This is a genomic window from Parapedobacter indicus (assembly GCF_900113765.1).
GTDB lineage: Bacteria > Bacteroidota > Bacteroidia > Sphingobacteriales > Sphingobacteriaceae > Parapedobacter > Parapedobacter indicus.
In genome coordinates this window covers 338,858-363,935 of the sequence record NZ_FOQO01000007.1, presented here as the reverse complement: position 1 = coordinate 363,935, position 25,078 = coordinate 338,858, and the positions used below count along the sequence as shown (strand labels likewise).

Annotated in this window: 18 protein-coding genes; 4 read left to right on the top strand and 14 right to left on the bottom strand. The window is 47.5% G+C overall.

Annotated features, from left to right (window positions below):
* Positions 1 to 4: 4 nt before the first annotated feature.
* The 10 genes from BMZ56_RS16065 to BMZ56_RS16015 all read right to left on the bottom strand — a co-directional run bounded on the left by BMZ56_RS16065 (position 5) and on the right by BMZ56_RS16015 (position 14,333).
* Positions 5 to 1,009 carry a polysaccharide pyruvyl transferase family protein gene (locus BMZ56_RS16065; protein ID WP_090628410.1) on the bottom strand — a complete coding sequence of 335 codons (1,005 nt, stop codon included), beginning with the start codon at positions 1,007 to 1,009 and terminating at the stop codon, positions 5 to 7.
* Between the two features lie 46 nt (positions 1,010 to 1,055).
* Positions 1,056 to 2,153 (bottom strand): GDP-mannose 4,6-dehydratase, encoded by a 1,098-nt coding sequence (gene gmd / locus BMZ56_RS16060; protein WP_090628408.1) that lies wholly within the window; start codon positions 2,151 to 2,153, stop codon positions 1,056 to 1,058.
* Positions 2,154 to 2,170: 17 nt separating this feature from the next.
* Complete coding sequence (gene fcl / locus BMZ56_RS16055; RefSeq protein ID WP_090628407.1) at positions 2,171 to 3,109, bottom strand: GDP-L-fucose synthase; 939 nt, start codon at positions 3,107 to 3,109, stop codon at positions 2,171 to 2,173.
* Positions 3,110 to 3,127: 18 nt separating this feature from the next.
* Positions 3,128 to 5,497, bottom strand: a complete 2,370-nt coding sequence (locus BMZ56_RS16050) for a GumC family protein (protein ID WP_090628405.1) — start codon at positions 5,495 to 5,497, stop codon at positions 3,128 to 3,130.
* A 24-nt stretch (positions 5,498 to 5,521) separates the two neighbouring features.
* The gene (locus BMZ56_RS16045; RefSeq protein WP_090628403.1) at positions 5,522 to 6,310 is read right to left on the bottom strand and encodes a polysaccharide biosynthesis/export family protein; all 789 of its coding nucleotides are present in this window, start codon (positions 6,308 to 6,310) and stop codon (positions 5,522 to 5,524) included.
* Positions 6,307 to 7,053: a tyrosine-protein phosphatase gene (locus BMZ56_RS16040; protein ID WP_090628401.1), complete on the bottom strand. Its 747-nt coding sequence runs from the start codon at positions 7,051 to 7,053 to the stop codon at positions 6,307 to 6,309. Before BMZ56_RS16040 ends, BMZ56_RS16045 begins: the two co-directional genes overlap by 4 nt.
* Positions 7,054 to 7,079: 26 nt before the next feature.
* The gene (locus BMZ56_RS16035) at positions 7,080 to 8,474 is read right to left on the bottom strand and encodes an undecaprenyl-phosphate glucose phosphotransferase (RefSeq protein WP_090628399.1); all 1,395 of its coding nucleotides are present in this window, start codon (positions 8,472 to 8,474) and stop codon (positions 7,080 to 7,082) included.
* Between the two features lie 334 nt (positions 8,475 to 8,808).
* Positions 8,809 to 10,437 carry a hypothetical protein gene (locus tag BMZ56_RS16025; RefSeq protein WP_090628396.1) on the bottom strand — a complete coding sequence of 543 codons (1,629 nt, stop codon included), beginning with the start codon at positions 10,435 to 10,437 and terminating at the stop codon, positions 8,809 to 8,811.
* A gap of 27 nt (positions 10,438 to 10,464) precedes the next feature.
* Positions 10,465 to 11,175 carry a hypothetical protein gene (locus BMZ56_RS16020; protein WP_090628394.1) on the bottom strand — a complete coding sequence of 237 codons (711 nt, stop codon included), beginning with the start codon at positions 11,173 to 11,175 and terminating at the stop codon, positions 10,465 to 10,467.
* A 470-nt stretch (positions 11,176 to 11,645) separates the two neighbouring features.
* Positions 11,646 to 14,333: a DNA gyrase/topoisomerase IV subunit A gene (locus BMZ56_RS16015; protein WP_090628392.1), complete on the bottom strand. Its 2,688-nt coding sequence runs from the start codon at positions 14,331 to 14,333 to the stop codon at positions 11,646 to 11,648.
* A 244-nt stretch (positions 14,334 to 14,577) separates the two neighbouring features.
* Between BMZ56_RS16015 and sppA the strand changes: the two genes are divergently transcribed.
* The 4 genes from sppA to der all read left to right on the top strand — a co-directional run bounded on the left by sppA (position 14,578) and on the right by der (position 19,772).
* Entirely contained in the window at positions 14,578 to 16,350 is a 1,773-nt protein-coding gene (gene sppA / locus BMZ56_RS16010; protein WP_090628390.1) for a signal peptide peptidase SppA, read from the top strand.
* Entirely contained in the window at positions 16,350 to 17,204 is an 855-nt protein-coding gene (locus tag BMZ56_RS16005; protein ID WP_090628389.1) for a hydroxymethylglutaryl-CoA lyase, read from the top strand. Before sppA ends, BMZ56_RS16005 begins: the two co-directional genes overlap by 1 nt.
* Positions 17,205 to 17,266: 62 nt before the next feature.
* Positions 17,267 to 18,457: a phosphoglycerate kinase gene (locus BMZ56_RS16000; protein ID WP_090628387.1), complete on the top strand. Its 1,191-nt coding sequence runs from the start codon at positions 17,267 to 17,269 to the stop codon at positions 18,455 to 18,457.
* A gap of 13 nt (positions 18,458 to 18,470) precedes the next feature.
* Positions 18,471 to 19,772, top strand: coding sequence for a ribosome biogenesis GTPase Der (der, locus tag BMZ56_RS15995; RefSeq protein WP_090628386.1), 1,302 nt, complete (start codon positions 18,471 to 18,473; stop codon positions 19,770 to 19,772).
* Between the two features lie 38 nt (positions 19,773 to 19,810).
* Here der and BMZ56_RS15990 read toward each other — a convergent pair whose 3' ends face one another.
* The 4 genes from BMZ56_RS15990 to BMZ56_RS15975 are packed head-to-tail and all read right to left on the bottom strand — an operon-like array spanning position 19,811 to position 25,075.
* Positions 19,811 to 20,095, bottom strand: coding sequence for a sensor histidine kinase (locus BMZ56_RS15990; protein ID WP_177195173.1), 285 nt, complete (start codon positions 20,093 to 20,095; stop codon positions 19,811 to 19,813).
* Positions 20,016 to 21,638 (bottom strand): histidine kinase, encoded by a 1,623-nt coding sequence (locus BMZ56_RS15985; RefSeq protein WP_090628384.1) that lies wholly within the window; start codon positions 21,636 to 21,638, stop codon positions 20,016 to 20,018. The genes BMZ56_RS15990 and BMZ56_RS15985 overlap by 80 nt, the downstream gene beginning before the upstream one ends.
* Positions 21,639 to 21,651: 13 nt before the next feature.
* The gene (locus BMZ56_RS15980; protein WP_090628382.1) at positions 21,652 to 23,496 is read right to left on the bottom strand and encodes a sensor histidine kinase; all 1,845 of its coding nucleotides are present in this window, start codon (positions 23,494 to 23,496) and stop codon (positions 21,652 to 21,654) included.
* A 31-nt stretch (positions 23,497 to 23,527) separates the two neighbouring features.
* Positions 23,528 to 25,075, bottom strand: a complete 1,548-nt coding sequence (locus tag BMZ56_RS15975; protein WP_090628381.1) for a SusD/RagB family nutrient-binding outer membrane lipoprotein — start codon at positions 25,073 to 25,075, stop codon at positions 23,528 to 23,530.
* Positions 25,076 to 25,078: the final 3 nt, after the last annotated feature.

Below are 25,078 nucleotides of genomic sequence, written 5' to 3'. Positions count from 1 at the left end.
TTCACTAGATAGCGTGCTTGATAGCGTCGGATAGCCTTTCTATTTCTTTATCGATGACGGCCGGATCAATGGGCCGGATTATGCCTTCACGATCCCGCTGATATCCTAGACGATCGAATATCCCCGCGCGAGGGCTATTGGTGAGTAGCTTAGCGGGCTTGTTGAATGCTACACTTACAGCGCAGGAATGTACACGATCTGATATTGTGAAGTCAGCAGATTTGTAGATCGAAAGGTAGGATAGAGGATTGAAACTCATGAATGAATTGGGGTGAGAAAACTTGACATGATAAAAATGTGTCGATAAGTCTTGATGAACCCTAATGATCCGATGGTTACCGAGATATCTCTGCTGCGGCCGCCAGGCGTTCAGGTGCCGTGAATAACGATGTTTTAATCCAAAAAGTGAGGCTTTTCGTTGTAATTTGATGTTTTCAAGAGTCACATTGCCTTCTACTTGGTAAAGCGGCTCCAGTTCGTTGTAAAAACTACTGATAAAAAAGGGCTGTTGGGGAGTATATTCCAGTACGGGCAACATCCGATTGACGAGGAAGGCGGTACATATGCCGTTGTACAAATTGATATTGAACGGTTTGAATCGGTTAAACGTCTCTTCGTCCCGTGTGGCCATGAGCAGGGGCGGATATTGTTCGAGAAAGGCGCCGGTCGCTAACGTTGCCTGATCGGATATATGTGCCGAGGAGACGCTGATAAGTGCATAACGATCGCCCCTTGCAACGATCTGCTTAATCTTTTCACCGTAGTTCTCGATAAGCTTTTTGACAATGGGGCCTGAGAAAATGTGTAGGTCGGCATGCTGATCGTCCATCAGGAGATAGGCCTTTGCCAAGTGCTTTTTGGATCGAGGCCTAAACGCGCGTTTGAACGGGCCTTCTCCCATATACACTTCCTGGTCTGGATACAATTGCTTGAATAGCGCGAAGAGTGTGCTTTGGTAAAAGCCGTCTCCAATGTTGTTCCACGTTGAATTTTCAACTAAAATTTTCATCTATATGTATCGTTTTTATGAGGCAATAACGTTTGAATACGACAGGTTACCCCACCAGATGTTCCCATTGGGTCGTATTATCTTTTCGGAAAATCTCCAGATCGGATGCGACCATTTCTTTGCAGAGCGCTGGTAAATTGTATTGGGGCTCCCAACCTAATTTAGTCTTTGATTTCGTGGGATCGCCGATTAGTAGATCCACTTCAGTAGGGCGAAAATATGCAGGATCCACACTGACGACTTCCTGACCAGCTTTAAACGAGAAGTCTGAACTGTCCACCGATTTGATTACGCCTTTTTCATGAATTCCCTCACCCGTGAATTCTACTTCAGCACCAACTTCTGCAAATGCCATTTTCACGAAATCGCGGACCGGCGTAGTGATGCCTGTGGCAATGACATAGTCTTCAGCCTTTTCCTGCTGAAGGATAAGCCACATGGCGTGTACATAATCTTTCGCATGACCCCAATCGCGGCGGGCATCCAGATTACCCAGAAACATTTTTTGCTGCAGGCCGAGGGCGATGGCCGCCACTGCTCGGGTAATTTTGCGCGTGACGAACGTTTCGCCCCGTAGTGGGCTTTCATGGTTAAAAAGAATTCCATTGCAGGCATACAGGTTGTACGCCTCCCGATAATTGACCGTGATCCAGTAGGCATACAGCTTGGCAACCGCGTAAGGACTCCGCGGATAAAAAGGAGTAGTTTCACTTTGGGGTACTGCCTGTACCAAACCATACAATTCAGAAGTAGAAGCTTGATAAATACGTGTCTTTTTTTCCAATCCCAATATACGGATGGCCTCTAATAGGCGCAGTGTGCCGATGCCATCGGCATTGGCTGTATATTCCGGTGTATCAAAACTCACTTTCACATGGCTCATAGCCGCCAGATTATAAACCTCATCGGGCTGTGTCTCCTGGATGATACGGATCAGATTGGTGCTATCGGTCATATCACCGTAATGCAGCTTGAATCGTACATTTTCATCGTGGGGGTCTTGATACAGGTGATCAATACGGTCGGTATTGATTAGTGAGGAACGACGTTTGACGCCGTGTACCATATAACCTTTTTTAAGTAATAATTCAGCGAGATAAGCGCCGTCTTGTCCATTTACGCCGGTGATGAGTGCTGTTTTCATAAAGCTTTTTACCTTATTTATCGTTCCACATAAGTGTGTTGAAGGAAATCTTGATATGCTTTCGATATCCCTTTTTCTAATGATGTACTGTGTTTCCAGCCTAAATTGTGCAGCTTACTGACATCCATAAGCTTGCGTGGTGTGCCATCTGGTTTGCTGGTGTCGAACATCAATTTGCCGCTGTAATTGACAACATCCTTTACCAACTCGGCTAAATCTTTGATCGTGAGGTCTTCTCCGGTGCCTACGTTGATCAGTTCACGCTCACTGTAATAATTCATGAGATAGACACAGGCCTCTGCCAAATCATCGGCATACAGAAATTCGCGTTTGGGCGTGCCGCTTCCCCAGATTGTTACGCTGGATTGATGGGCTTCCTTGGCTTCGTGAAAACGGCGGATCAGCGCTGGTAATACGTGCGAATTTTCAGGGTGGTAATTATCCCCTATACCGTAGAGGTTGGTTGGCATGACGCTGATAAAATCTTTGCTGTATTGATCCCGATAGGCTTCACACAACTTAATGCCTGCGATTTTGGCAATGGCATACGGTTCGTTTGTCGATTCTAACGGGCCGGTTAAAAGATATTCTTCTTTCAGCGGCTGCGGTGCCATTTTGGGATAAATGCAACTGCTTCCCAAAAAGAGTAATTTTTTAACATCGTATTGATGTGCGGCATGGATAACGTTAGTCTCCATGATCAGATTTTCATAGATGAAATCTGCCCGATAGGTGTTATTGGCCAGGATACCACCAACTTTCGCCGCCGCAAGAAACACATATTCGGGGCGCTCAGACGCGAAAAAATCGGCTACGGCCCGCTGATTGCGTAGATCGAGTTCTGCCGACGTTCGTAGGAGCAAGTTGTTGTATCCCGCCTGTTCTAAGTACCGCCTGATCGCACTACCTACCATGCCGCGATGACCGGCTACGTAAACGGTTGCATGTTTATCCATTCTAAGTTGTTTATGTTGTCATTTTTTTAAAAATGGAAGCCAAGATTTTCGTTTCTCGGGTGTGTTGTCGCCGTAATTGCCGTACCCGTAGCCGTAGCCGTAACCATATCCATATCCATATCCTGAGTTTTTAGTTTGGATATCGTTAACGATAAGCGCAATTTGTTTCATTTTTCCACTTTGATGGAGTTCGTTGGGTATTTGCAACTGACGTTTGTGCGTAACTTTCGGCCGTACCAAATACAAAGTAAGGTCCGCATGTTGGCTGAGCAGTTGTGCATCGGTGACCAACCCCACGGGAGGGGCATCAATGATGATTGTATCAAATGCTTGTTTTAGATAGGCCATCAACTCATCCATACGCTTGCTCAGAATCATTTCGGCAGGATTTGGCGGAATGGGGCCTGAACTGATCAGATACAGTCCCTCGTGTACACCCGACGGCCTAATGATGCTTTCGGGTGTTTGAGAGGAGGAGATAATGTAATTGGTAAATCCGAAGTTGTTTGGTATATTCAGTTTGATGGATAGATTTGGCTTGCGCAGATCCATTTCCAACACCACAACTTTTTTGCCGGAAATGGCAAAAATCATAGCCATATTCAGTGCAACAAAGGATTTGCCTTCTCCGCTCGTACTCGAAGTCAGGAGAATGGTCGGCTTGTTAATATGACTTAAATAGAAAGCCAAATTTGTGCGAAGCGCCCGGAATTGCTCGGCAATTGGCGTGCGGGAATCCCTCGTTACTACCAGCGTCTGCTTCGAGGCGCTGTGGCTGATTTCTCCAACGATAGGAAGAGCAGTTTGCTTTTGTATGTCTTCCCGACTGCGGACACGGGTATTCAGTAGATCGCGAAGATAAATACTTGTCGCCGGGATGATAAGGCCTATTAACAGGCCCATGGCTAATGTGCGTGTGCGTCTTGGAGAGAATGGCAATGTCTTCGCTTTAGGAGGGTCAATTATCCGGCTATTGGAGATATTGGCTGTCTTGCTGATAGCAGTTTCTTCCCGCTTTTGCAACAGATAAACGTAGAGTTCCTGTTTGATCTGCTGCTGTCGGGCGAGATCGAGGTATTGCCTTTCCGTAGCAGGAACACGCCTGACTTCCGATTCCAGCTGGCCAGTTTTACGGCGAAGCTCGTTTCGGGTCGTTTCAAACCGGTTTCGAGTGTTCTCCAGGTTTGCTAACATATCGGCACGCAAGTTGGCCAGTTGCTGGTCTAAGTTTTGAACCGTCGGATTGTTTGGTGTCGCACTTAGCAGACGCCGATCGCGTTCCAAGAGCAACGTATTATAACGTTCTACTAAGCTATTAAATACCATGTCGTCGGGTAACAATGCACTGGGTACGACCCGCTGGTTTTTCGGATCTATCACGTACTCGCGTAAATTGTCCAAAATGGTAAGCTGCGTTTCCACTTCGGACAACTGCTTTATATATTCTGCTGAATTTTCCAGTAACAATTGAGATTGAGTGGAGATATCCGCAAGTTGTTTGGACTGCCTAAATACTTGGATATCACCTTCAACATCGCCCAATTCCTGTCCTACAAACAGCAAGCGATTATCGATAAAAGCAATGGTGCTATCGGCAATCGTGTTTTTGTCCTGTAAGTTGTTTTCTGTATACGTTTCGAGAATAGTCCTCAGAATGCTTTCGCCCTTAACTTTGATGGGATAGTCAAATGATAAGTCGATAATGGACACCTGCTTATTTGTTACGCCAACTGACAGCCGACCCATATATTCGTTTACCCTTGTATCAAAAGGTACCACTTCAAATCGGTAGGTCGTTTTGCTAATGGGCACTTTAGGGTTTCGGCTAATGAATACTGAGCCAACACCGGGAAGGTCAATGGTGGTGCCAAAGGTAGTTTCCTGCTCAAAATGATCTTGACTAATGTTGATATGCTCATTGTCTTTTAATTGCAAACGAAATGTTCCGCCGGTCAACGAATCAGGACGCAGCAACGTAACGTCAAACGGTGAAGGATATACTTCCACATCACGGACGTCCCCGGGGACGAAGTAATTGACCTGTGCATTATGCTTATGCACTACCTGCTCCATCAGATAGCGGGTCTTCAGGATTTCTGCTTCGTTATCTACCGAATTGACACCGCCAAAAAAGCTATTTAGATCGCCCAGAAATACGCCCGTCCCGGTCGTGGAAGCACCTTTTTGTTCCTCGGTAACCAGCAATTTAGCATTGATTTTATATACCGGCGTACTGTAGCGCAAATTTAGGTAAGCAACGGTTAATCCGAGAATGCCAAATAAGGCAAACCAATACCAGTTGGCCCACAATTTGCCAAGGAACTCAATCAGCTTTTGATTGTCTTCTTGTCCTTCTCGTTCAAAATCATCGTCCTGCCATTCCTTCATAAGCTTTTATATCTTGTTGTTGTGTTAAAAAAGTCGAGATATGATGACTGTGATGATCGTTACTGCGCTCGCGAAGATCGAAATCGCTTGCGTACGTGCTACATTGGTGGAAGCCACTTTGCTCTTGCCCGGCTCCACATAAATGACATCGTTTTGCTTCAGGTAGAAGTAGGGCGATTCGAATGTTTCGTACGAATTGAGATTAAAGCGAACAAATTCTTTCTGTCCGTTATTGTCCCGTACCAGCAAGACATTTTCCCGAAGACCGTGAATGGTGAGATCACCCGCCATGCCGATGGCATCCAATAACGTTATTTTTTCATTAGGCACCGTATAGGTGGCTGGTTTCGCAACTTCTCCGATCACCGTAATCTTAAAGTTAGCGAACCGAACCTGTACGGTAGGATCGTTGAAATATTTCGACGCCGCCCCACTGATAAGTTTGCGAGCTTCGGGAGTGGTCAAGCCTGCCACTTTGAGCGTGCCTAACATGGGGATGGTCACCTGCCCCTCTTCATCCACCAAGTAGCCGGTGGGTACATTATTTCCTATCGTGGGAGCAGCCGGATTGCCCGCGTTGGCCGGAGCGCCCGACAACTGATTGATGGCTGCCGTGGTACCGCCATCGATGGTTTGGATGGTGATGTGCAGGATATCATCTACTTGAATCAATGGTTCGTGATAAGCAGGGAGATTCACCCATGGGCTATCGGTTGGGATGTCTCTGAAATAGATGGTTTTTTTGTTGGAAACGCAGGAACTGAATCCTACGAGTAGCCCTAATGTCAATAAGCATAGCGTGTTTTTTGTCATGCGCTAAATAGTTCCTCGTTTTTAATCGGGTTTTTTTTAAAAGCAGCGTATGCATCGCCGCTGAGTACAAATCGTTCAATAGCGGCCATGTGCTTGGCGTGGTGGAGATCGGTGCCGACCAGGTCTGCCATCCCATGTTTAAGTAGCCATTTGGCGGCTTTTCGGACGGGCGCACCATAATATCCGGAAGGTGATAATAAGTTGAGTTGAAACAAGCATCCCTGGCTTTTGAGTCGCTGATATCGTTCAGGGCGATCGTGGTAGAACACGTACCGCTCTGGATGGGCGAGGATGGGGGTGTAGCCTTTTACTTGCAACTCAAACACATGCCGGTCGATCTCAGGATTTTCAGCAGCGTAAGACATTTCGATCAATACGTAATTGCCGGGTAACGTAAGCAACTGCATGTGCTGGTACGACGTAACAAAATCTGAATCTATCATGTATTCTGCAGCAGTCGCCAATTGGAATTCGGGAATTTCGACTTCCGCGACCGTTTGAAGTTGTTGTAAAGCCGCTCCGATGGTTTCTGCATTGTTGGGGTACATTTCCTTGAACACATGTGGGGTAGCATAACTCCCTCGAAGTCCCAGGGCATGTAAGCGTTTTAAAAACCCGATGGAAGATTCGATATCCGGCGAACCATCGTCGATGCCCGGTAGAATGTGAGAGTGCATGTCTGTTTGCAGCCAAGACAAGTTGGTGGCAGTCTTTGCTTTTGTTAAGACGCTAAATAAACCCATATCCTTAGTAGCTGTTTTACGAAAGCTTAATGTGCATTCTCTTCACCTGTAATCACATTGATTACCGTCATAAATACGATACGTACGTCGAGCATGGCAGTCCAATTTTCGAGATACCAAATGTCGTGAGCGACGCGACGTTCCATGAGTCGTGGGTCGGTGGTTTCTCCCCGGTAACCGTTAATCTGTGCCCAGCCGGTAATGCCAGGTTTAAGAAATTGCCGGGTCATATAATGATCGATGATGGCGCTGTACTGCTCGGTATGTTTGAGCATGTGCGGCCGTGGGCCTACAACGCTCATGTGTCCTTGCAATACATTCAAGAACTGAGGTAACTCGTCAAGACTGGTGCGACGTAGGAAAGCCCCGATGCGGGTAATGCGGCGGTCTCCTCGTGTGGCCTGCCGGTCGTCACTTTCATTATTAACGCGCATACTACGGAACTTATAGCACCAAAAAGGCTTGTTGTCTCGGCCCGTACGTTGTTGTTTAAACAAAATGGGGCCGCGGCTTTCCAACTTAATGAGCATGCCAATAAGGGGGTATAGCCAGCTTAAGATGAATGCCACTACCAGCACACTGAACAACATATCGAATAAGCGCTTTTTAAATCGTCCCTCGATGTCGTACACCGGCTCTTGCCGGATGCTGATGACCGGTACATCACCGAGAACACTGATATTGTAAGGTACCTTGTCCTGCCTCGTCAGGTCGGGAACAAGCTTGACCCGTAAACAATGCCGCTCGCCCGCTTCGACGAGTGCTGCCGCCTGAGGAATGCGGTGCGGAGGCAACGATACATACACTTCTTGAATCCCTTTTGCCACGGCCCGAAGGAATTGCTTTTCGGCAGCCTTCGTTATACCGCCCGACTCGGAAAGCAGCAGGTCGTCGCGCTCGGTCAAGTACCCTTCGAACAGGTAGTTGCGCTCATGGGCCCGAAAGTAATTCGCGAGACTACGTCCACCCTCGTTTTTGCCCATGATGGCAACCGTCTTGCGGATGCGGAAGTGTTTCTCCAGCAGGCCCTGAATATAGGTTCCTACGAGTCGGCTACCCAATAGGAAAACACCAAATATCCCATAAAAACTTAGTAGGAATGCACTGGCGTCGACACCTTGGCCGTGGGCAAGGAGTAGGTACGCAGAAAATAGTATGGCATGGAGGAAAACTGCGCGTAAGGTAGCCCGATAGATATTTTCGAGGTGATCCAGGGTAGATTGGAGATACAACCGGAAAGAAGCTCCAGACAGCAGCCACAATAAATTGACTACCGGCAAATAATATCGATAAAGCGTACTGGTGTCCCCATAATAATACAGCCGTGTGATCTCGCTGGCTATCGCAAATGTGAGATTGAGAAAAAGTAAATCCGTGAGGATCAAAACAAACTTCAAAAGAAAAATATAACGCGTTTGCATCGTAAATTCATGATAAAAAGCAAAGAACCGAATTGACTGTGCTCTAAACGTTAATAAAATGGTAGATGGATGTTAAAAAAATATTAACGTTTTGTATTTGTTTTAATGATTCTTTTAAAGAATCGGTAGAATTATTGGGTGATATCCAAAAAAAATGCCAAATATTCCAAACTCGGGTATCGAAAAAGAAAGTTGTTGTAAAATATGTCGATTTTTTAAGCTTAAAGTGCTTTCTGTATGAAAAATTGATGTTGTGATTCTTTTTTGTTAACGATGAAGCTATCTGGTAAATCAGACAAAGAAATTACCAGATAGCTTGCGTTGAGGGCAGCGACTATAATTCACTACACTTTTCTGAAAGTATGGCCAAATTGGTGGCTCCGGCTTTCGTTCCGATGATGTCACCCGGTTCAATACCCACCGTGCCGCTATTGTCTTCTTGCACCCGGTGGCCGCCAACGATTTTGATGTTGTTGCCCCAAACTGCCTTGAAGTCGTATACTACGGTTTCGACCGTCAGCAACCGGGTGGAAAGGAAGCCATCGGTGACCACTCCTAAAAATGCGTAATCGTCACTGCTGTTGTGTTCTTTATAATATAGATAGAATGTAGGCAATACAGAAATCACTTCAGACTGGCCGGGGCAACGTACATACAGCTGCAACGTGACAGTCGGATCATTCACGGTGGCTGGGTCGCTGAGTGAAAGGATCGTCGTGCCGCCGCAGGTGGCGTTGACGGCCTGCTCGCCTAATATCGCACCGCGATTATCGCGCACCCGGATAGTAACGCCCTGAGTGGGCAGATAATTGAATTTTACAATTCGATTGTCTGCATTAATGGACACTGTAATGGCAGCGGCCACTTTGCCTGCTACGACGGCTTCGATGGTGAGCGGATAACTCACGCTAGAATCAAACCACGAGGCTTCCAGTTGTATAGTGGCAGGTTGTTCGCAGGCTTGCAAAAAATTGCCGCTCAGGAACCACGTTAGATGGTCGGTGGAAAAGGTGGAAACCAGCGCATCCCCATCGGCCTCTACTGTGGCCTCCTGTTCGTAATCCCATCGTGCTTCATGGGTGAAATAGCTGAATATGGTCAATTGATCGCCTAGGGCTATGGGAGCATCGGTATTGACATTATGAAACCCGGGATCTAGCTGTTGGGCAATTTCGATGGGCTGACTGAATCGGCGTACCGGGACACCCCCCACGAAAAATTCGATATTGGTAAAAGCCGCAGGGTTGAATACGCCTGAATAGGCATTGCTGGATTCAGCCAGGTAGATGTTGCTCGTTGCCAGGCTGCCACCGGGAAAAATGCTGAGCGCACCTTCCTTGTCTGTGTCGGCATTAATAATGGAGGCCGTCAGCTCAGTGCCTGTGAGGATATTGCCGTTTTCATCCAGAAACTGGGTGCCGACAGGCAGGGTGATCTGCACGGATTGCTCTGAGGCGTTGCTCAACGGCGTAGTGAGGATCAGCGTTTTGGCAATGGCGTTATTTACCAACGCCACGGTAGGTGTATACACAGTGACACCGGCAGGTGCGGCATCTAAATCCATTACACTTATTGCATTGATGCTGGAAAACTGTTGGTCAACGATGGTAACGGGAATAACTTGCGTGAGATAACCCGATCCGCTTAATTCTACTTGGAACACAATCGGATTGCCGGGCGTAGGCTCATGTTCAGGATGGATACCTAGATTCAACAGTCCACCGTCGAGCTTGAACTGCTTGCGTCCTTCCAGGTTGTAAATGTATGCGGCATCACGACCTTTGATGGTCACCGAAAGGTTGGATAGTGGTTCGCCTTCGGTATCCGATACGTGCAGCAGTGTGGTGTATTTGAGGATTTCGGAGCTTACCAGGATATTTACATCCTTCAATGGGTTTTCGCAGCTTTGTATGCCCGCCAAAGCCAGCAACCCCGTAAGCATATAGAACATATTTTTTTTCATAGGAATTTTCTTGTTTTCGAGGTAGTATTAGTATTTTAATTTAAATCGATAGTTGACGCCCAATTGGAGCTGAGGTAAGAACCGGTAGTTTCTGATGTTCCGTTCAATAATAGGCCCATTGGCTTGATTGTATTCGAGCAGTTTGGTGCCCGTCAATTGTACAGATGGAGCAGAGAGGTAATAGCCACCCAATCCGAAATCCAAACCGAAACGGTTGTCGATCCATATATCTGTAAGGGCTAGCCCGAGGTAAGGCGCTATAGTTTCATTCCAGTTTATACGGGTGTTGACCTCACCGATCAGGTAATAGGGCACCTCGATGTCTCCATAAAAGTAACTTTCGTTTAATGTGGTTTGAATGTAACCTTTGGCCTGCATAAAGTATCCTCCGCCGGCGTTGATGATGAGGTGTCGGAAAAAACCACTGGCTTTGTAGAACGGTGCCCAATCGAAGAGTATGTGTACGTTGTGCAACCGGGCTCTTACCTGTGAGCGCGTCTCATGTTGGCCATAGGTTCCGATAATCTGGGTATCAAATGGCATGAGGCTAAACCCAGCTTGGATACCAAACTGATTACCGAATGGCTGATAAAACTCCAAGCCACCTCCGGCGGTTCCTACCAGGATGCCAAGCGATGGCGAAATTGGGTTTTCAACTTTGGTTGAGGATAGGCGCTGTCCACGGACCGACAACAGGCACAACAGGCCTATTACAATGCAAACTGTTTGTTTTTTCATTGGAACAATTATTGATTTCTTGCCAGCATTCAATGGCATCAATGAATGCGTTGCATTTTGTTTTTCAATGGCAATGAAACTTGCATTTGCCTACGGCTTCTGCAGGTTTCATAGGTAGCTTTTTAAATAAATCCTTTGTCCAACAGTGGCGATGTGAAACCTAATACTATACACATAACACCACAATACAATGAATAGTTTAATTTATTTGAATAATACGTTTCATTGATGCTTTAACTAAGCTTTTTTAAACGGTAGATGGTGTAGTCGGGTATTGATGTCTCGAATTGGGAGTGAAATCCGCTGTTAATGGTCTTTTAATGATTAAATCACTCGATTAACTGCTGAAGGTTTAATTTTTGTGTTTGTTTTTTGTTGGACAATAGATGTTTTTCTGTCGTAAAGGTAAGAAAATTCGGATAAAAAAATAAAAGGTAGGATAAAATACGAAAAAATGGGGTTGTTTTTACTTAAAACAACCCCATTTGCCCGTTACCATCCATCTTGATGTCATCGGGATTGGTGATTTCAAAATCGACATTTGGCCGTTCCTTCGAAGGAGGCTGCTCTACAGCCACTGTATCTTTATCGGTATTGCCTGAATCGTTGTGTGCCGATTCAGGAGTACGCTTTTCTACATCCGACGTGTCGGCAGGGTGTGTTTCTTCGACGCTCATATTCACCACGCGGGTCACCTCGTGTGAGCTTAGGCGGTTACCCTGCGCCTTCATGCCTTTGACATCGATGAGATCGGCTAGGTTTTGTTCAACTGTCTCAGGCGTGCGTGATTTACCCTTGAGCACGTCGATTTGAACCAAAGGTGCGGCAACAGCGGTAATAAGTATGAGCTTTGACCCTGCTTCCTCGTTAATAATCGACGTACGTTTACCGATTGGCGTGTCTTCAAACAGGAAGCGCTTGACATAGTAAACGCCCGACTTGCCGTCGCGGTGCACTGCGGTGTACACACGCTGCGTATCGTACTTTTCGATGCGTATCAGCTTGTCTTCAAAGTGATTGCTCAGGTCAAACGTACTTAATTCATACGTCCCATCAGCCATCACCGTGAGTATTTTGTCGTCGCCATCAAACTCGCCGAGATACTGGCCGCGGCCATCTGCATTGAGCCGTTTAAGCACATCGTCAAACCAGATTTTTCGACCGGACAGGGTAGATACGCCCTTGCTTTTTTGGATAATCTTTTTGACCGGGTATTTCGTCACGATATTTCCCTGTGAGCTACGGCCCTTGATAGCGATTTCAGCAAAATCGATGTCCATTTGCAGCTTCCGTAGTTTGGAATGAGGCTTCAGCTGTACGTTTACCACCTCCGCTTCACCGTTGGGATTGGCTGTAAAATACAATACTTTGGAACCCTTTTCGCCTTTGGTGAGGTCGTATTCCTTATCCCGTGTGACACCGAGCACCGAAAAGCGCTTCACATACGATACGCCCGATTTGCCATCGCGGTAGATGAGGTTGTATACCGTACGGTCGTCGCCTTTCTTAAATACTGCAACATGGATGATGTCTTTACCCACGAACACCTTATCCTGTACTTTGGTAACCAAGCATTTGCCGTCAGCACGGAAAACAATCACATCATCGAGGTCAGAGCAGTCGCCGATGTATTCATCTTTACGCATGCCGGTGCCTACAAATCCTTCGGTGCGGTTTACGTAAAGTTTCACATTGGCTAGCGCTACCTGGGCGGCCTCCACCCGGTCGAATACCCGGAGTTCGGTACGCCGCTCGCGGCCTTTGCTATATTTCTCTTTGAGTCGTTCAAACCACGCAATGGCATAGTCGGTAAGGTGTTTGAGGTGATGTTTTACTTTTTTGATCTCCTCTTCTAACGCAGCCATCTGCTCATCCGCCTTTTTTACGTCGAAGCGGGTGATGCTGCTCATCGGTTTCTCAATGAGTTTTTTGTAGTCTTCCGGTAGAATCTCTCGATAAAACTGATCGAAAAACGGAGTGAACAGCTGGGTGAGCACCTGTACGACAGTGTCAAAGTCGCCCGAATTCTCATAGTCGGGATGTTTATACATTCCCTCCTGGATGAAAATCTTAAGCAGGCTGCTGAAGAATATTTTTTCCTGCAGTTCACGGAGCTTAATTTCGAGCTCTAGCTTGAGCAGGGCCTTAGTCTGTTTCGTATTTTCAATCAATATGTCATTGATCCCCATGAAATGGGGTTTGTCATGCTTGATGACACATGTATTGGGCGATATGGATACCTCACACGCCGTAAATGCATACAGGGCGTCGATGGTCACATCGGGCGAGATACCCGCAGCAAGGTGGATGATGATTTCGACATTCCGGGCGGTGTTATCTTCGATTTTCTTGATTTTGATTTTGCCCTTTTCGTTGGCAGCTACGACGCTGTCGATCAGGCCGCCGGTGGTAGTGCTATATGGAATTTCGGTAATAGCCAGCGTCTTCTTGTCGCGCTCTTCAATTTTGGCACGCACGCGGATTTTACCCCCACGCTGCCCCTCGTTGTAGGCCGAGCAGTCGGCCAGTCCGCCTGTAGGGAAGTCGGGGAGAAGGTTGGGCCGCCCACCACGCAGCACCTCGATAGATCCATCGATGAGCTCGATGAAGTTGTGGGGCATAATCTTGGTGGCAAGGCCCACGGCAATGCCTTCGGCCCCTTGGGCAAGCAGCAGCGGAAATTTAACTGGTAGGGTAACCGGCTCCCGGTTGCGCCCGTCATAACTCGACTGCCATTCCGTGGTGTCTGGATTGAAAACCACGTCGTTGGCAAACTTAGATAGGCGCCCTTCGATGTAGCGCGGTGCTGCGGCGGAATCGCCCGTAACCGGATCGCCCCAGTTGCCCTGGCAATCGATGAGGAGGTTTTTCTGGCCAATCTGCACCATTGCATCGCCGATAGAAGCATCCCCATGGGGGTGGTATTTCATGGTGTTGCCAATTACATTGGCCGCTTTGTTGAACCGTCCGTCGTCCATCTCTTTCAGCGAATGCAGGATGCGGCGTTGGACAGGCTTGAATCCGTCGTTGATATGGGGTACGGCTCGGTCGAGAATCACATAAGAAGCATAGTCCAAAAACCAGTTTTCATACAACCCAGATAATGGAATCGTTTGGCTGGTATTTTCTTCAGGAATGGGATTCGTTTCGTCGCTCATGTATTTGTGCTGATTTTTTTTGTGCGGTAAACTTAGATAAATCCGCGCTTATTCGCAAAATCACCTATTTGCAAAATCGCAAAATCGGCTATTCGCACCTCCGTGCTTCTGCATCCTTGTACCTTCACGGTTCCGCAAAAACACTCCGTAACTTTTCCCACTTCCCTCCGTCAAATCCTACAAAGCCAGGATAGCTTGTATATGCAGCCAAGTTTGGCTAAGTTTGGACACAAGAATAGAAATAATGAAATCATTTTTTAAATATGTACTGGCAACGGTGACGGGTATCGTCATCTCCTTTTTCCTGCTGGTGATCGTTGGACTTATCATCATCGGTGGGATGATCAGTTCCATGACGGCCAATAAAGAAACGCAGGTAGCCGATAACTCGTTGCTGCATATTGACTTGCAGCACCAGATTACCGAACGAACCATACCTGACCCGTTTGAAGAGCTGGATGTTCCGGGATTTAACACGACTAAAAGTTTTGGGCTGAACGATATACTGAAAGGTATTGAAGGGGCAAAGGACGACAAGCGGATCAAAGGCATCTACCTTGACCTTTCCGCCGTGTCCGCGAGTTTCGCCACGCTGCAGGAGATTCGCGACGCATTGCTGGATTTCAAAACATCCGGAAAGTTTATTGTCGCCTATAGCGAGGGATATACCCAACGGGCTTATTACCTGGCATCCACAGCAGACAAGATCTACGTAAATCCGGAAGGTTCGGTTGATTTCCGCGGCCTGGCTTCGCAGATACCGTTTATAAAAGGTACGCTTGATAAGTTAGGCGTGGAGATGCAAGTAGTGAAAGTCGGTACTTTCAAAAGTGCGGTTGAACCTTTGATACTTGACCGGATGAGCGATGCAAACCGCGAACAGGTAACCTCCTTCCTGGGCAGCATCTATGATCATTTTATTGATCAGGTTGGCGCAAGTCGGCACCTGACCGCTGATTCGCTGCGGGCCATTGCCGATGGTTTTTTGGTGAGGACGGCAGACGATGCGATCACATACGGGCTGGCCGACGGAAAACGTTATAAAGACGAGCTGCTCGGCGAGTTGAAAGATTCCCTGGATATCGATCCCGACAACGATCTCAATGCGGTTGCGCTGACGAAATATAAGCCCTCGGGCCCATCGACCTCCGCATCGGTGCGGGATCGCATCGCCGTGGTATATGCGGTGGGCGATATTGTATCGGGCGAGGGCAGTGACGACATGATCGGTTCCGAACGCATTTCACGCGAGCTGCGTAAGGTACGTCGAGACGACAAGGTGAAGGGCGTGGTATTCCGGATCAATTCACCGGGTGGTAGTGCGCTGGCATCGGATATCATCTGGCGCGAAGTGGATTTATTACGCAAAGAAAAGCCAGTGATCGTTTCCATGGGCGATGTGGCCGCCTCGGGGGGCTATTACATTGCCGCAGCCGCCGATTCGATCTTTGCACAACCCAATACGATTACCGGATCCATCGGCGTGTTTGGCGTGATTCCTAACATGCAGGGGCTGATGAATGATAAATTAGGCATTACCTTCGACGGAGTCAAAACCGGAAAATATGCCGATTTCCTGAACAATGTGGACCGGCCGCTCACGGCCGATGAACGGAACATTCTCCAAATGGAGGTCAACCGGATCTACAACACATTTGTGCAACGCGTGGCCGATGGGCGCCACCTGTCCAAAGAGCAGGTGGATAGCATCGGGCAGGGGCGCGTATGGAGTGGGCAGCAGGCATTTGCCAATGGGCTGGTAGATCGGTTGGGCAGTCTGGATGACGCTATTGCCGCCGCAGCACACAAGGCGGGGCTCGAGGATTACCGGTTGGTTACCTATCCGGCCATTAAAAATCCGCTGGAGTCATTGCTGGGTGGTTCAACCGATCGGATCAGCACCTGGTTTGCCAAGCGGGAGCTGGGCGATCAATACGGTTACTACCAACAGGTAAAAAGCACGCTCGGGCAACGGGGGGTTCAGGCTCGGCTTCCTTATATACTGGATGTATATTGATGTCACGTGTCTCCATCACCGAATGTCCCCGCGATGCGATGCAGGGAATACGTCACTTCATTCCCACTGAGGTAAAAGCGGCGTATCTCCAATTGCTCCTGAAAGTGGGCTTCGACCGATTGGACTTCGGGAGCTTTGTCTCGCCCAAAGCCATCCCCCAGATGAAGGATACGGCTGAAGTGCTTGCGCATTTGGATACGTCGGTAAGCACCACTCGGTTGCTGGCCATCGTGGCCAACGTACGCGGAGCGGAAGAAGCAGTGGCTGTCGCGGCGGTGGGGATTGTGGGGTTTCCGTTTTCGGTATCCGAAACGTTTCAGCAGCGCAATACCAACCGCACCATTGCCCAGTCGTTGGACACTGTGAAAGAAATTGTGGCAATCTGCCATGTCAACGGAAAGATTCCCCTAGTGTACCTTTCCATGGGGTTTGGTAACCCATATGGTGACCCGTGGAGCCCCGCAATCGTGGCGGATTATGCCGATCGACTCGTTGCTATGGGGGTACGGGACATTGCGTTGGCCGATACCGTTGGCACGTCGACACCCCAAGGCATAGCCCGGTTATACGGATATATCGACGGCACGTTCCCTGGCATTTCATTGGGATTGCATCTACACAGCACACCTGCAGAAAGCCGAGATAAACTGATCGCAGCATTGGATGCGGGATGCACCCATTTTGATACGGCATTGCGGGGTTTTGGAGGCTGCCCAATGGCTGAGGATCAATTAACGGGGAATATCGCCACGGAGACTTTGCTGCAGGTTCTATACGAGCGCGGCATGGAAACGGGATTAAATGAAGAAGCTCGGGCGGAAGCCTTGCGTTATAGTAATAAAGTTTTTGGGTAAACAAATACTTATCTTAGCTTTGTTACCCCAAATTGATTGAAATAAAAAGAAATATTTTCGGAATGAACACCATAGACAATTTAGATTTTTCTGGCAAGAAAGCGCTGATACGGGTAGATTTCAACGTACCCTTAGATGAAAAATACAACATTACGGACGACAACCGGATACAGGGAGCAGCCCCCACCATCAAAAAGATATTGAACGACGGTGGGTCGGCGATCCTGATGTCGCACCTTGGAAGGCCGAAAGAGGGACCAACGGAGAAATATTCATTGAAGCACATCGTGAAGCACCTGTCGGACGTGCTGGGTGTGGATGTACAGTTTGCCGATGACTGCATCGGGGCTGAGGCTTATGCAAAGGCCGAGGCGTTGAAACCGGGGGAGGTACTGCTGCTGGAAAATCTTCGTTTTTACAAAGAAGAAGAAAAGGGCGACAAAGACTTTGCTGAAAAGCTGGCAAAACTGGGCGATGTATATGTGAACGACGCCTTTGGTACGGCGCACCGCGCACATGCTTCGACAGCGGTTATTGCACAATTTTTTCCGAATGCAAAATATTTCGGATACCTTATGGCCGCGGAAGTCGGCAATGCCGAAAAAGTGCTCAACCATCCGCAACGTCCGTTTACCGCCATCATGGGCGGCGCCAAGGTGTCTGACAAGCTGGAACTGATTGAGGCCCTCCTCGATAAGGTCGACAACCTGATCATCGGTGGAGGTATGGCGTATACCTTTGTAAAAGCGCGCGGGGGTGAGATCGGAAAGTCGCTCGTCGAGCTGGATAAATTGGATCTCGCCAATGATTTGGTGAAGAAAGCGGATGAAAAAGGTGTCAACTTGGTATTGCCCACAGATTGTCAGATTGCTGATGAATTTTCACCAGATTCACCGGCGTATGACGGACCAAATGATTCCATTCCGGCCGACAAAATGGGGTTGGATATCGGGAAAGAATCCAGTGAGCATTTCGCACAGGTAATCCAGGCTTCAAATACCATCCTATGGAACGGTCCGATGGGCGTTTTTGAGATGGATAAATTTGCCAAAGGTACGAGAGCCGTGGCTGATGCCGTAGTGGCTGCCACCGAGCGTGGAGCATTTTCATTGATCGGTGGAGGTGATTCGGCGGCGGCCGTGAGCAAATTTGGAATGACCGAGCACGTGAGCTACGTGAGTACAGGCGGCGGTGCGCTGCTCGAATACATGGAAGGTAAAGTGCTTCCGGGAGTGAAGGCAATCAACGAATAATTAGGGGTTTTTGATGGCAAATATCATCGCAATTGTAGGGCGGCCAAACGTCGGAAAGTCTACGCTGTATAACCGGTTGACGGAAAGCCGCCGGGCTATTGTCGACGACTACAGTGGGGTAACGCGCGACCGGCATTATGGGCAGGGCGAATGGATAGGGAAGAAATTTGCGGTGGTAGACACCGGTGGCTACGTACACGGCTCGGAGGATGTCTTTGAAGCCGCCATCCGCGAACAGGTACTGATTGCCATCGAAGAGGCTTCGGTTATCTTGTTTATGGTGGATGTGACCACGGGTATCACCGATCTGGATGATGCGATCGCTGACGTGCTTCGGCGTAGCAAAAAGCCGGTTTTTGTGGTGGTTAATAAGGTAGACCACCCACTGCTCCAGCAAGAAGCTAGTATCTTCTATAGCTTCGGACTGGGTGAGATTTACCCGCTGTCGTCCATGACCGGCTCCGGTACGGGTGAGCTATTGGATGAGGTGGTCACCCATTTTGAGCACGAAGAGGAGGAAGAAGATGAACGCCCGAAGTTTGCAATCGTCGGTAGGCCGAATGTCGGTAAATCGTCGCTTACCAATGCCTTGATTGGTAAAGACCGGAATATCGTAACCCCTGTGGCAGGTACCACCCGCGATTCCATTCGTATTCATTACAATCAATATGGGCACGATTTTATCCTGATTGATACGGCTGGATTACGGCGGAAAACCAAGGTGAAGGAAAACATCGAATTTTACTCGGTCATGCGCACCATCAAAGCGCTGGAAGAATCGGACGTGGTGATCTTGATGCTGGATGCCACGGAAGGCATCGAGGCCCAGGATATCAATATCTTCCATTTAGCGGAGAAAAATAAAAAGGGAATCGTCATCCTAGTCAATAAGTGGGATCTGATCGAGAAAAATCAAAAAACCACCAAGGTGTTTGAAGAGCTGATCCGAGAAAAAATTGCACCATTCACGGATGTGCCGATCGTCTTTACGTCCGTCACCGAGAAACAACGGATTTTCAAAGCTGTGGAGGCTGCTGCCGCCGTTTATAAAAACAAAACGAAAAAGGTGCCTACCTCAAAGCTGAATGATGTAATGCTGCCCATCATCGAAAACTATCCGCCGCCGGCTACGAAGGGCAAGTACATTAAAATTAAATATGTTACCCAAATAGCCGGCAAGTCGCCGATGTTTGCCTTTTTCTGTAACCTACCCCAATACATCAAAGAGCCTTACAGACGCTTCATAGAAAATAAGCTCCGGGAAAACTTCGATTTCGAAGGCGTCCCCGTGCAAGTGTATTTCAGGCAGAAATAACTTACAGAAAGCTATCCATATCGGTAGGCTCTCATAGACTAATCGTATATGACGTTGTTCAACGGAATGGATATCGTGATTTCGGTGCCTTTTGCATCCGATTGAATGGTGATTTTGCCGTTGAGGTAACGAGCCCGTCGTCGGATGGATTGCAAGCCCATTGCTGATTTTTCACTATCCGGTTTCTGTTCACCTAGTCCTTTCCCGTCGTCGCTGACGATCAGTACCAGGCTATCCATTTCTTCATAAATCAGAATACTCACATGTTTGGCTTTCGCATGCTTGATGATGTTGGTAATCGCTTCCTGGATAATGCGAAGCAAAGCGATCCGAATATCTGCATTGACGCGTAAACAATGCGTGATCGTCTATTTGAATATCTTTTTGATAGCGGTTATCGGGTAGGGCACCATCTGTAAGCAGTTTGATTTGTTGTTCAAAAGACTGCTCTTCCTGTTCTGCAGCACTGAACCATTCATGGCTCTTGGTGCGGGCTGTTTCATAGGCCGTCGCTACCTCCGTTTGCAACCTGCCCAACTTGTGTTTTAAGGACACATCATCGGTATCCATCGATAGCAATTCCAGTTGATGCTTGATGCTCGCGATAGACGATGAAAGACCATCATGCAGATCTTGTCCAAGCCGCAGCTGTTCTTCTTTTACCGCTTGGTGCTTCGCTTCTTCCATGGCGATGATCTGCATATTAGCCGTATCGTTGAGGGCGTCTATCTGTTCTTTCGCTTTCCGGCTCCGGCGAAGCATGATTACGTAAATGGTCATTAAGGAGATCAATGCCATAAATGAAATAATGACTATCCACATAGTCCGCCTCGCATTTTCCTCAGCCAATAGCTTATTGTCCTGCTCTATGACATTATACCGCACATAGTCACCCATAAATTTCCTTGATCTTTCCCACTCGGCGCTCATCACCTTTTCCAATTTGACATAGATCTTGATGATCTCGTCTTTATCACCCAGATAGTTGCCAACTGCTAAGGCAAGAGTTAAGATGTAGTTTTCCAAGTATTTGTCTCCGCTTTTCTGTGCCACTTCGTAGGCCTGATAGAGATGTTCAAGCTTTTTATGGGGATCGTCCTCATAATTAAAGAGTGTGATCAGGGAGCTGATTTCCAGAATGGCATTGCCGGTACGCTGCGCATCAGACAGGCATTGGTTTACAAGGGACCATGCCTTTTCTTTTTGGCCGTTTGATACCAATAAGTCTGCCTGCCACAGCCGATTGTGAGCCAGTATGGGTTCATCGTTATAACGGCTGGCTATTTCAGTGGATTTGGTAAGGTAATAAGTAATGCTGTCTTCAGAAAGGGCGGGTCCCCGATTGAGGTAGGTTAAATAAACATCTGACATAATGCTGTCCTTTTTCAGTTTTCTTCCGGTCTGGATAGCCTTATGCAAAAGAGATGTAATTTTTGCTCTATCGGAAATGCCTTTGTTCTCGACTTCAGCCATATCTAGATATACCTGGATAATTTTTTCGGTATCATCGAGTTGCTGGTAATGCGCTAGCAGGTTGCTTAGCAGTTCAAGGGATTCTGCGTACAGTCCTTTCTTAAACAGTGCAAAAGCAATCACATGATCTGCGTCTGTCTGTCCATTCCGGTATTGAATATTGGTGGCTGTGCGCTTGGCCCTCATCCCATAGTAAAAGCAGCTGTCTGCGTTTCGGGTTCGGTAAAGTGTCCCCAATCGGTTCAGGCTGTTGACCAGGCTGATGCTGTCTTTGAACAAAGGTAGCTTTTTGAGCTCCTCTTGGATTTGCGGGATTTGGCCTTTTGTAGGGTTAGCCCAAACGAAAATCAGCGCGAATAGGAGTAGGGAAGTTGTAAATTTTAGTACGTGCATGATGTCCTCGGTGTTACGATGATGTGAGCGGAATAGATACGGTTATCTCGGTGCCCTTTGTCGATGATTGGATATTCGTCTCGCCGTTGAGATACCGAACGCGACGGCGGATGGACTGTAGGCCCAGGGCTGATTTTTCATAGTCCGGTTTCTTTTCTCCCAGTCCTTTGCCATCATCGCTGATGATCAGAATGAGATTCTCCATCTCTTCATAAATCAGAATACCGACGTTCTTCGCCTTGGCATGTTTGATGATATTGGTAATGGCCTCCTGGATGATGCGAAGCAAGGCTATGCGGGTATCCGCGCCGACGCGCAGCAATGAGCTGTCATCAATGTGAATTTCTTTGTTATAACGGAAGTCTGGCAGCGCATTTTCGGTGAGCAGTTTGATCCGCTGCTCAAAAGATTGCTCTTGTCGTTCTTCAGCGGCGCGGAACCATTCATGGCTTTTATTTCTGGCTGCGTCGTAGGCCGATTCCACCACCGTTTGTAGCTTGCGCAGTTTATCTTTCAGGGAAGTGTCCATTGTATCCATGGCTAGGTTTTCCAACTGATGTTGGACGGCCGCAATGGATGAGGAAAGACCATCGTGGAGGTCCTGTCCAAGCCGTTGCTGTTCTTCCTTTACCGCTTGGTGCTTTGCTTCCTCCATGGCGATGACCTGCATATTGGCTGCGTTGTTAAGGGTCTCTATCTGTTTTTTCGCTTTCCGGCTTCGGCGGAGCATGATCAGATAGATGGCCAACACAATAATAGTTGAGGAAAATGAAATGATCACCAACCAAAGGGTCCGCTGTGCATTTTTCTCGCTCAATAGTTTATTGTGATCTTCTATGGCATTATACCTGACGTAATCGCCAATAAATTTTTTCATGTTTTCCCTGTCCGCTATCATCGCCTCTTCCAATGCAGCATAGGCGTTGATGATGTCATCTTTAATGCCGGATTTTGTAGCACGTCCCAATGCGCCGGTTAAATAATAGATTTGCAATTCGTTATCTCCGCTTTTCTGTGCTACTTCACAAATCTGATTGTAATATTCAAACGCTTTTTGTGGGTTGTCTTCGTGATAATAATTGGCCAGAATGAGCAGTGCATAAATCTCTAAATTTACGTTGCCCATATTTTTCGCATCGGATAACAACTGTTTTGCAGCGGGCAAGACTTTCGGCTTATGCCCCTTTCTAGTTAATAAATAGGCTCTATTTAATAAATATATTTGCTTTGACCGATGGAGGGCTAGCATATATTCATCCTTAAACCGGCTTGCAATTTCTTTGGACTTCGTTAGATAGTAGTTTACACTGTCTTCAGAAAGGGTAGCATTAAAGTTGCAATAGTTAAAATACACTAAAGATAATACACTGTCCTTCTTTAACTTTTTCCCGGTTTGCATAGCAGTTTGCATCATGGCATTAATCTTTGCCTGATTGGCGAGGTCCTTGTGCAGTACCGCAGACATATCCATATAAACACGGGCAATATTTGCAGTATCAGCGTGTTGCTGATAACCCGCTAGCACTTTGCCGAATAACTCCAGCGATTCCGCATATAATCCTCTCTTATACAAAGCAAAAGCAATCACATGGTCGGCGTTTGTCTGTCCTTGTTGGTAATGCAAGCTGGCTGCTATACGCTTGGCTTTCATTCCATAGTGAAAGCAGCTGTCTATATTTCGGTAACGGTAAAGTGCTCCCAGCCGGTTTAGGCTGTTGACGAGACTGACACTGTCCTTAACCGAAGATAGTTTTTGTAGCTCCTGTCCGATTTCCCGAAGTTGCCCTTGTGCCAGGTTGGCACAAAGGCAAGTCAGAAGGAATACGAGTGCGAAAGCAGTGAATTTTAGTCGGCGCATGAATGGTTGCAAAAATTGTCCGTCACAAAAGTCAGTCTTTCAGCAACCACATGCGCTCATTTACGTTGTCGCTGCCATTGTATTGCCTATTGATGGCCTCGTTCACATTTTCGCTATTGTAGCTGACTTCATCACTGGGATACATCCATCGTATAGGCAGGCGATCAGCAGGGATATTTTCATTGGACGCCGGATTAATCGGAAACTCCGGATATCCTGTGCGCCGATTTTCAAAAAAGGCGTTCAGCGGTGACTGGAGGTAGGTGCTAACATATTTCTGTGCAATGATTTGTTCGATCTGATGTTCTGCGGCGCCCGTCAGTTTGACGGCGTTCGTGGCCGGAAATGCTTCGATATAAGCATCATCCATAATGCGGTTATGATGGTAGGATGGATGGTTCGGTGTATGATCTGCAACAAATTGCATGGCACCCTGTATGCCCGCGGCATAGTAAGTTTGTGCGTCGCCCTCGATCCAGCCCCGTACTGCGGCCTCCGCAAGCAAGAACTGCACTTGTGCATAGCTAAGCAGGCTTATCGGCTCGCCGGCCGGGATTTCCGTGTACCGAGCATTCACGCCGGAATAGTCGCCCGAACTATGTATCGCACTCAAACCCGCATAGGGGATTGCTGGATCCGTGCCTTTATACGCGTCAAAATCCGAAGAAGAATGACCGTTATCAAGCTGTACCTTGGATGGCGAAGCGTAATAAAACAGACGATAATCATTTGTCGCTTTCAAACGGTCGATCAATATGTCCGACACCATCGGATAAATAACAAACTGATTCCCCAGTTTATGGAAGGGATAGCGCTGGTTCTCCTGGTCTGAGTAAACGAGTTGGAAATTGTCCGCGTTGCTTTCAAAAATGGGGCGATTGTTCAAAATATCATTGAAGCGTTCCACCACACGCAGGTCCGAATCGGCTGTTTTCCGATACAAATTGATCAGCACCTTGAGTGCGAACGAATTGACCATTTTCTGCCATTTTACGGGATCGCCTTGGTAAATCACATCACCTTCAAAGTTTGCGCCTTGCGCAAACAATCGGTTTGCTTCGTCCAATTCGTTGAGGATGCCGATAAACACCTCTTTCTGTGTATCGTAACGAGGTTTGACGTTTCCTTCACGTTCACCTTTTAGCGCTTCCGAGTACGGGATATCGCCCACTTGCATGGTCGCGCTAAAGAATGTATAAGCCCGCATAAAATAACTCAATCCTTTATACGAATTGGCGACTTCTTGATCGAGCTCGTCGGTGAGACCGATCATCTTCTCCACGTCGATAAGCCGGGTAAAATTACCGAAGCTGGTTCGGTCGATGCGGTTGTACTGCTCGCCCTGTGCAAACTCGCTCCACAGGATGTATTTGTCGCGCATGAAGTTTGCCATAAATCCTTTCTGGCTGCTGATGTCGCTTCTTGTGATGTCGAGAATCAGCTTCGTCGCCAGCATTTGCGAGGTGGCAGTGGTAAAACCATCGGGATTGGTATTTAGGTCTTCGAAATGCGTGCACGACGCCAAAACAACTGTAACTGCGATGCAGGCAATGGTAGATTTTATTCGTAGGGTTATCATGGC

Excerpts from the sequence above, each read along its gene's own strand:
- fcl (WP_090628407.1), bottom strand. The coding sequence starts at position 3,109 with ATGGATAAACATGCAACCGTTTACGTAGCCGGTCATCGCGGCATGGTA.
- BMZ56_RS16000 (WP_090628387.1), top strand. The coding sequence starts at position 17,267 with ATGAACACCATAGACAATTTAGATTTTTCTGGCAAGAAAGCGCTGATA.
- BMZ56_RS16065 (WP_090628410.1), bottom strand. The coding sequence starts at position 1,009 with ATGAAAATTTTAGTTGAAAATTCAACGTGGAACAACATTGGAGACGGC.
- BMZ56_RS16050 (WP_090628405.1), bottom strand. The coding sequence starts at position 5,497 with ATGAAGGAATGGCAGGACGATGATTTTGAACGAGAAGGACAAGAAGAC.
- BMZ56_RS16045 (WP_090628403.1), bottom strand. The coding sequence starts at position 6,310 with ATGACAAAAAACACGCTATGCTTATTGACATTAGGGCTACTCGTAGGA.
- BMZ56_RS15985 (WP_090628384.1), bottom strand. The coding sequence starts at position 21,638 with ATGCACGTACTAAAATTTACAACTTCCCTACTCCTATTCGCGCTGATT.
- sppA (WP_090628390.1), top strand. The coding sequence starts at position 14,578 with ATGAAATCATTTTTTAAATATGTACTGGCAACGGTGACGGGTATCGTC.
- der (WP_090628386.1), top strand. The coding sequence starts at position 18,471 with ATGGCAAATATCATCGCAATTGTAGGGCGGCCAAACGTCGGAAAGTCT.
- BMZ56_RS16020 (WP_090628394.1), bottom strand. The coding sequence starts at position 11,175 with ATGAAAAAACAAACAGTTTGCATTGTAATAGGCCTGTTGTGCCTGTTG.
- gmd (WP_090628408.1), bottom strand. The coding sequence starts at position 2,153 with ATGAAAACAGCACTCATCACCGGCGTAAATGGACAAGACGGCGCTTAT.
- BMZ56_RS16040 (WP_090628401.1), bottom strand. The coding sequence starts at position 7,053 with ATGGGTTTATTTAGCGTCTTAACAAAAGCAAAGACTGCCACCAACTTG.
- BMZ56_RS16005 (WP_090628389.1), top strand. The coding sequence starts at position 16,350 with ATGTCACGTGTCTCCATCACCGAATGTCCCCGCGATGCGATGCAGGGA.
- BMZ56_RS16035 (WP_090628399.1), bottom strand. The coding sequence starts at position 8,474 with ATGCAAACGCGTTATATTTTTCTTTTGAAGTTTGTTTTGATCCTCACG.
- BMZ56_RS15980 (WP_090628382.1), bottom strand. The coding sequence starts at position 23,496 with ATGCGCCGACTAAAATTCACTGCTTTCGCACTCGTATTCCTTCTGACT.
- BMZ56_RS16015 (WP_090628392.1), bottom strand. The coding sequence starts at position 14,333 with ATGAGCGACGAAACGAATCCCATTCCTGAAGAAAATACCAGCCAAACG.
- BMZ56_RS16025 (WP_090628396.1), bottom strand. The coding sequence starts at position 10,437 with ATGAAAAAAAATATGTTCTATATGCTTACGGGGTTGCTGGCTTTGGCG.
- BMZ56_RS15975 (WP_090628381.1), bottom strand. The coding sequence starts at position 25,075 with ATGATAACCCTACGAATAAAATCTACCATTGCCTGCATCGCAGTTACA.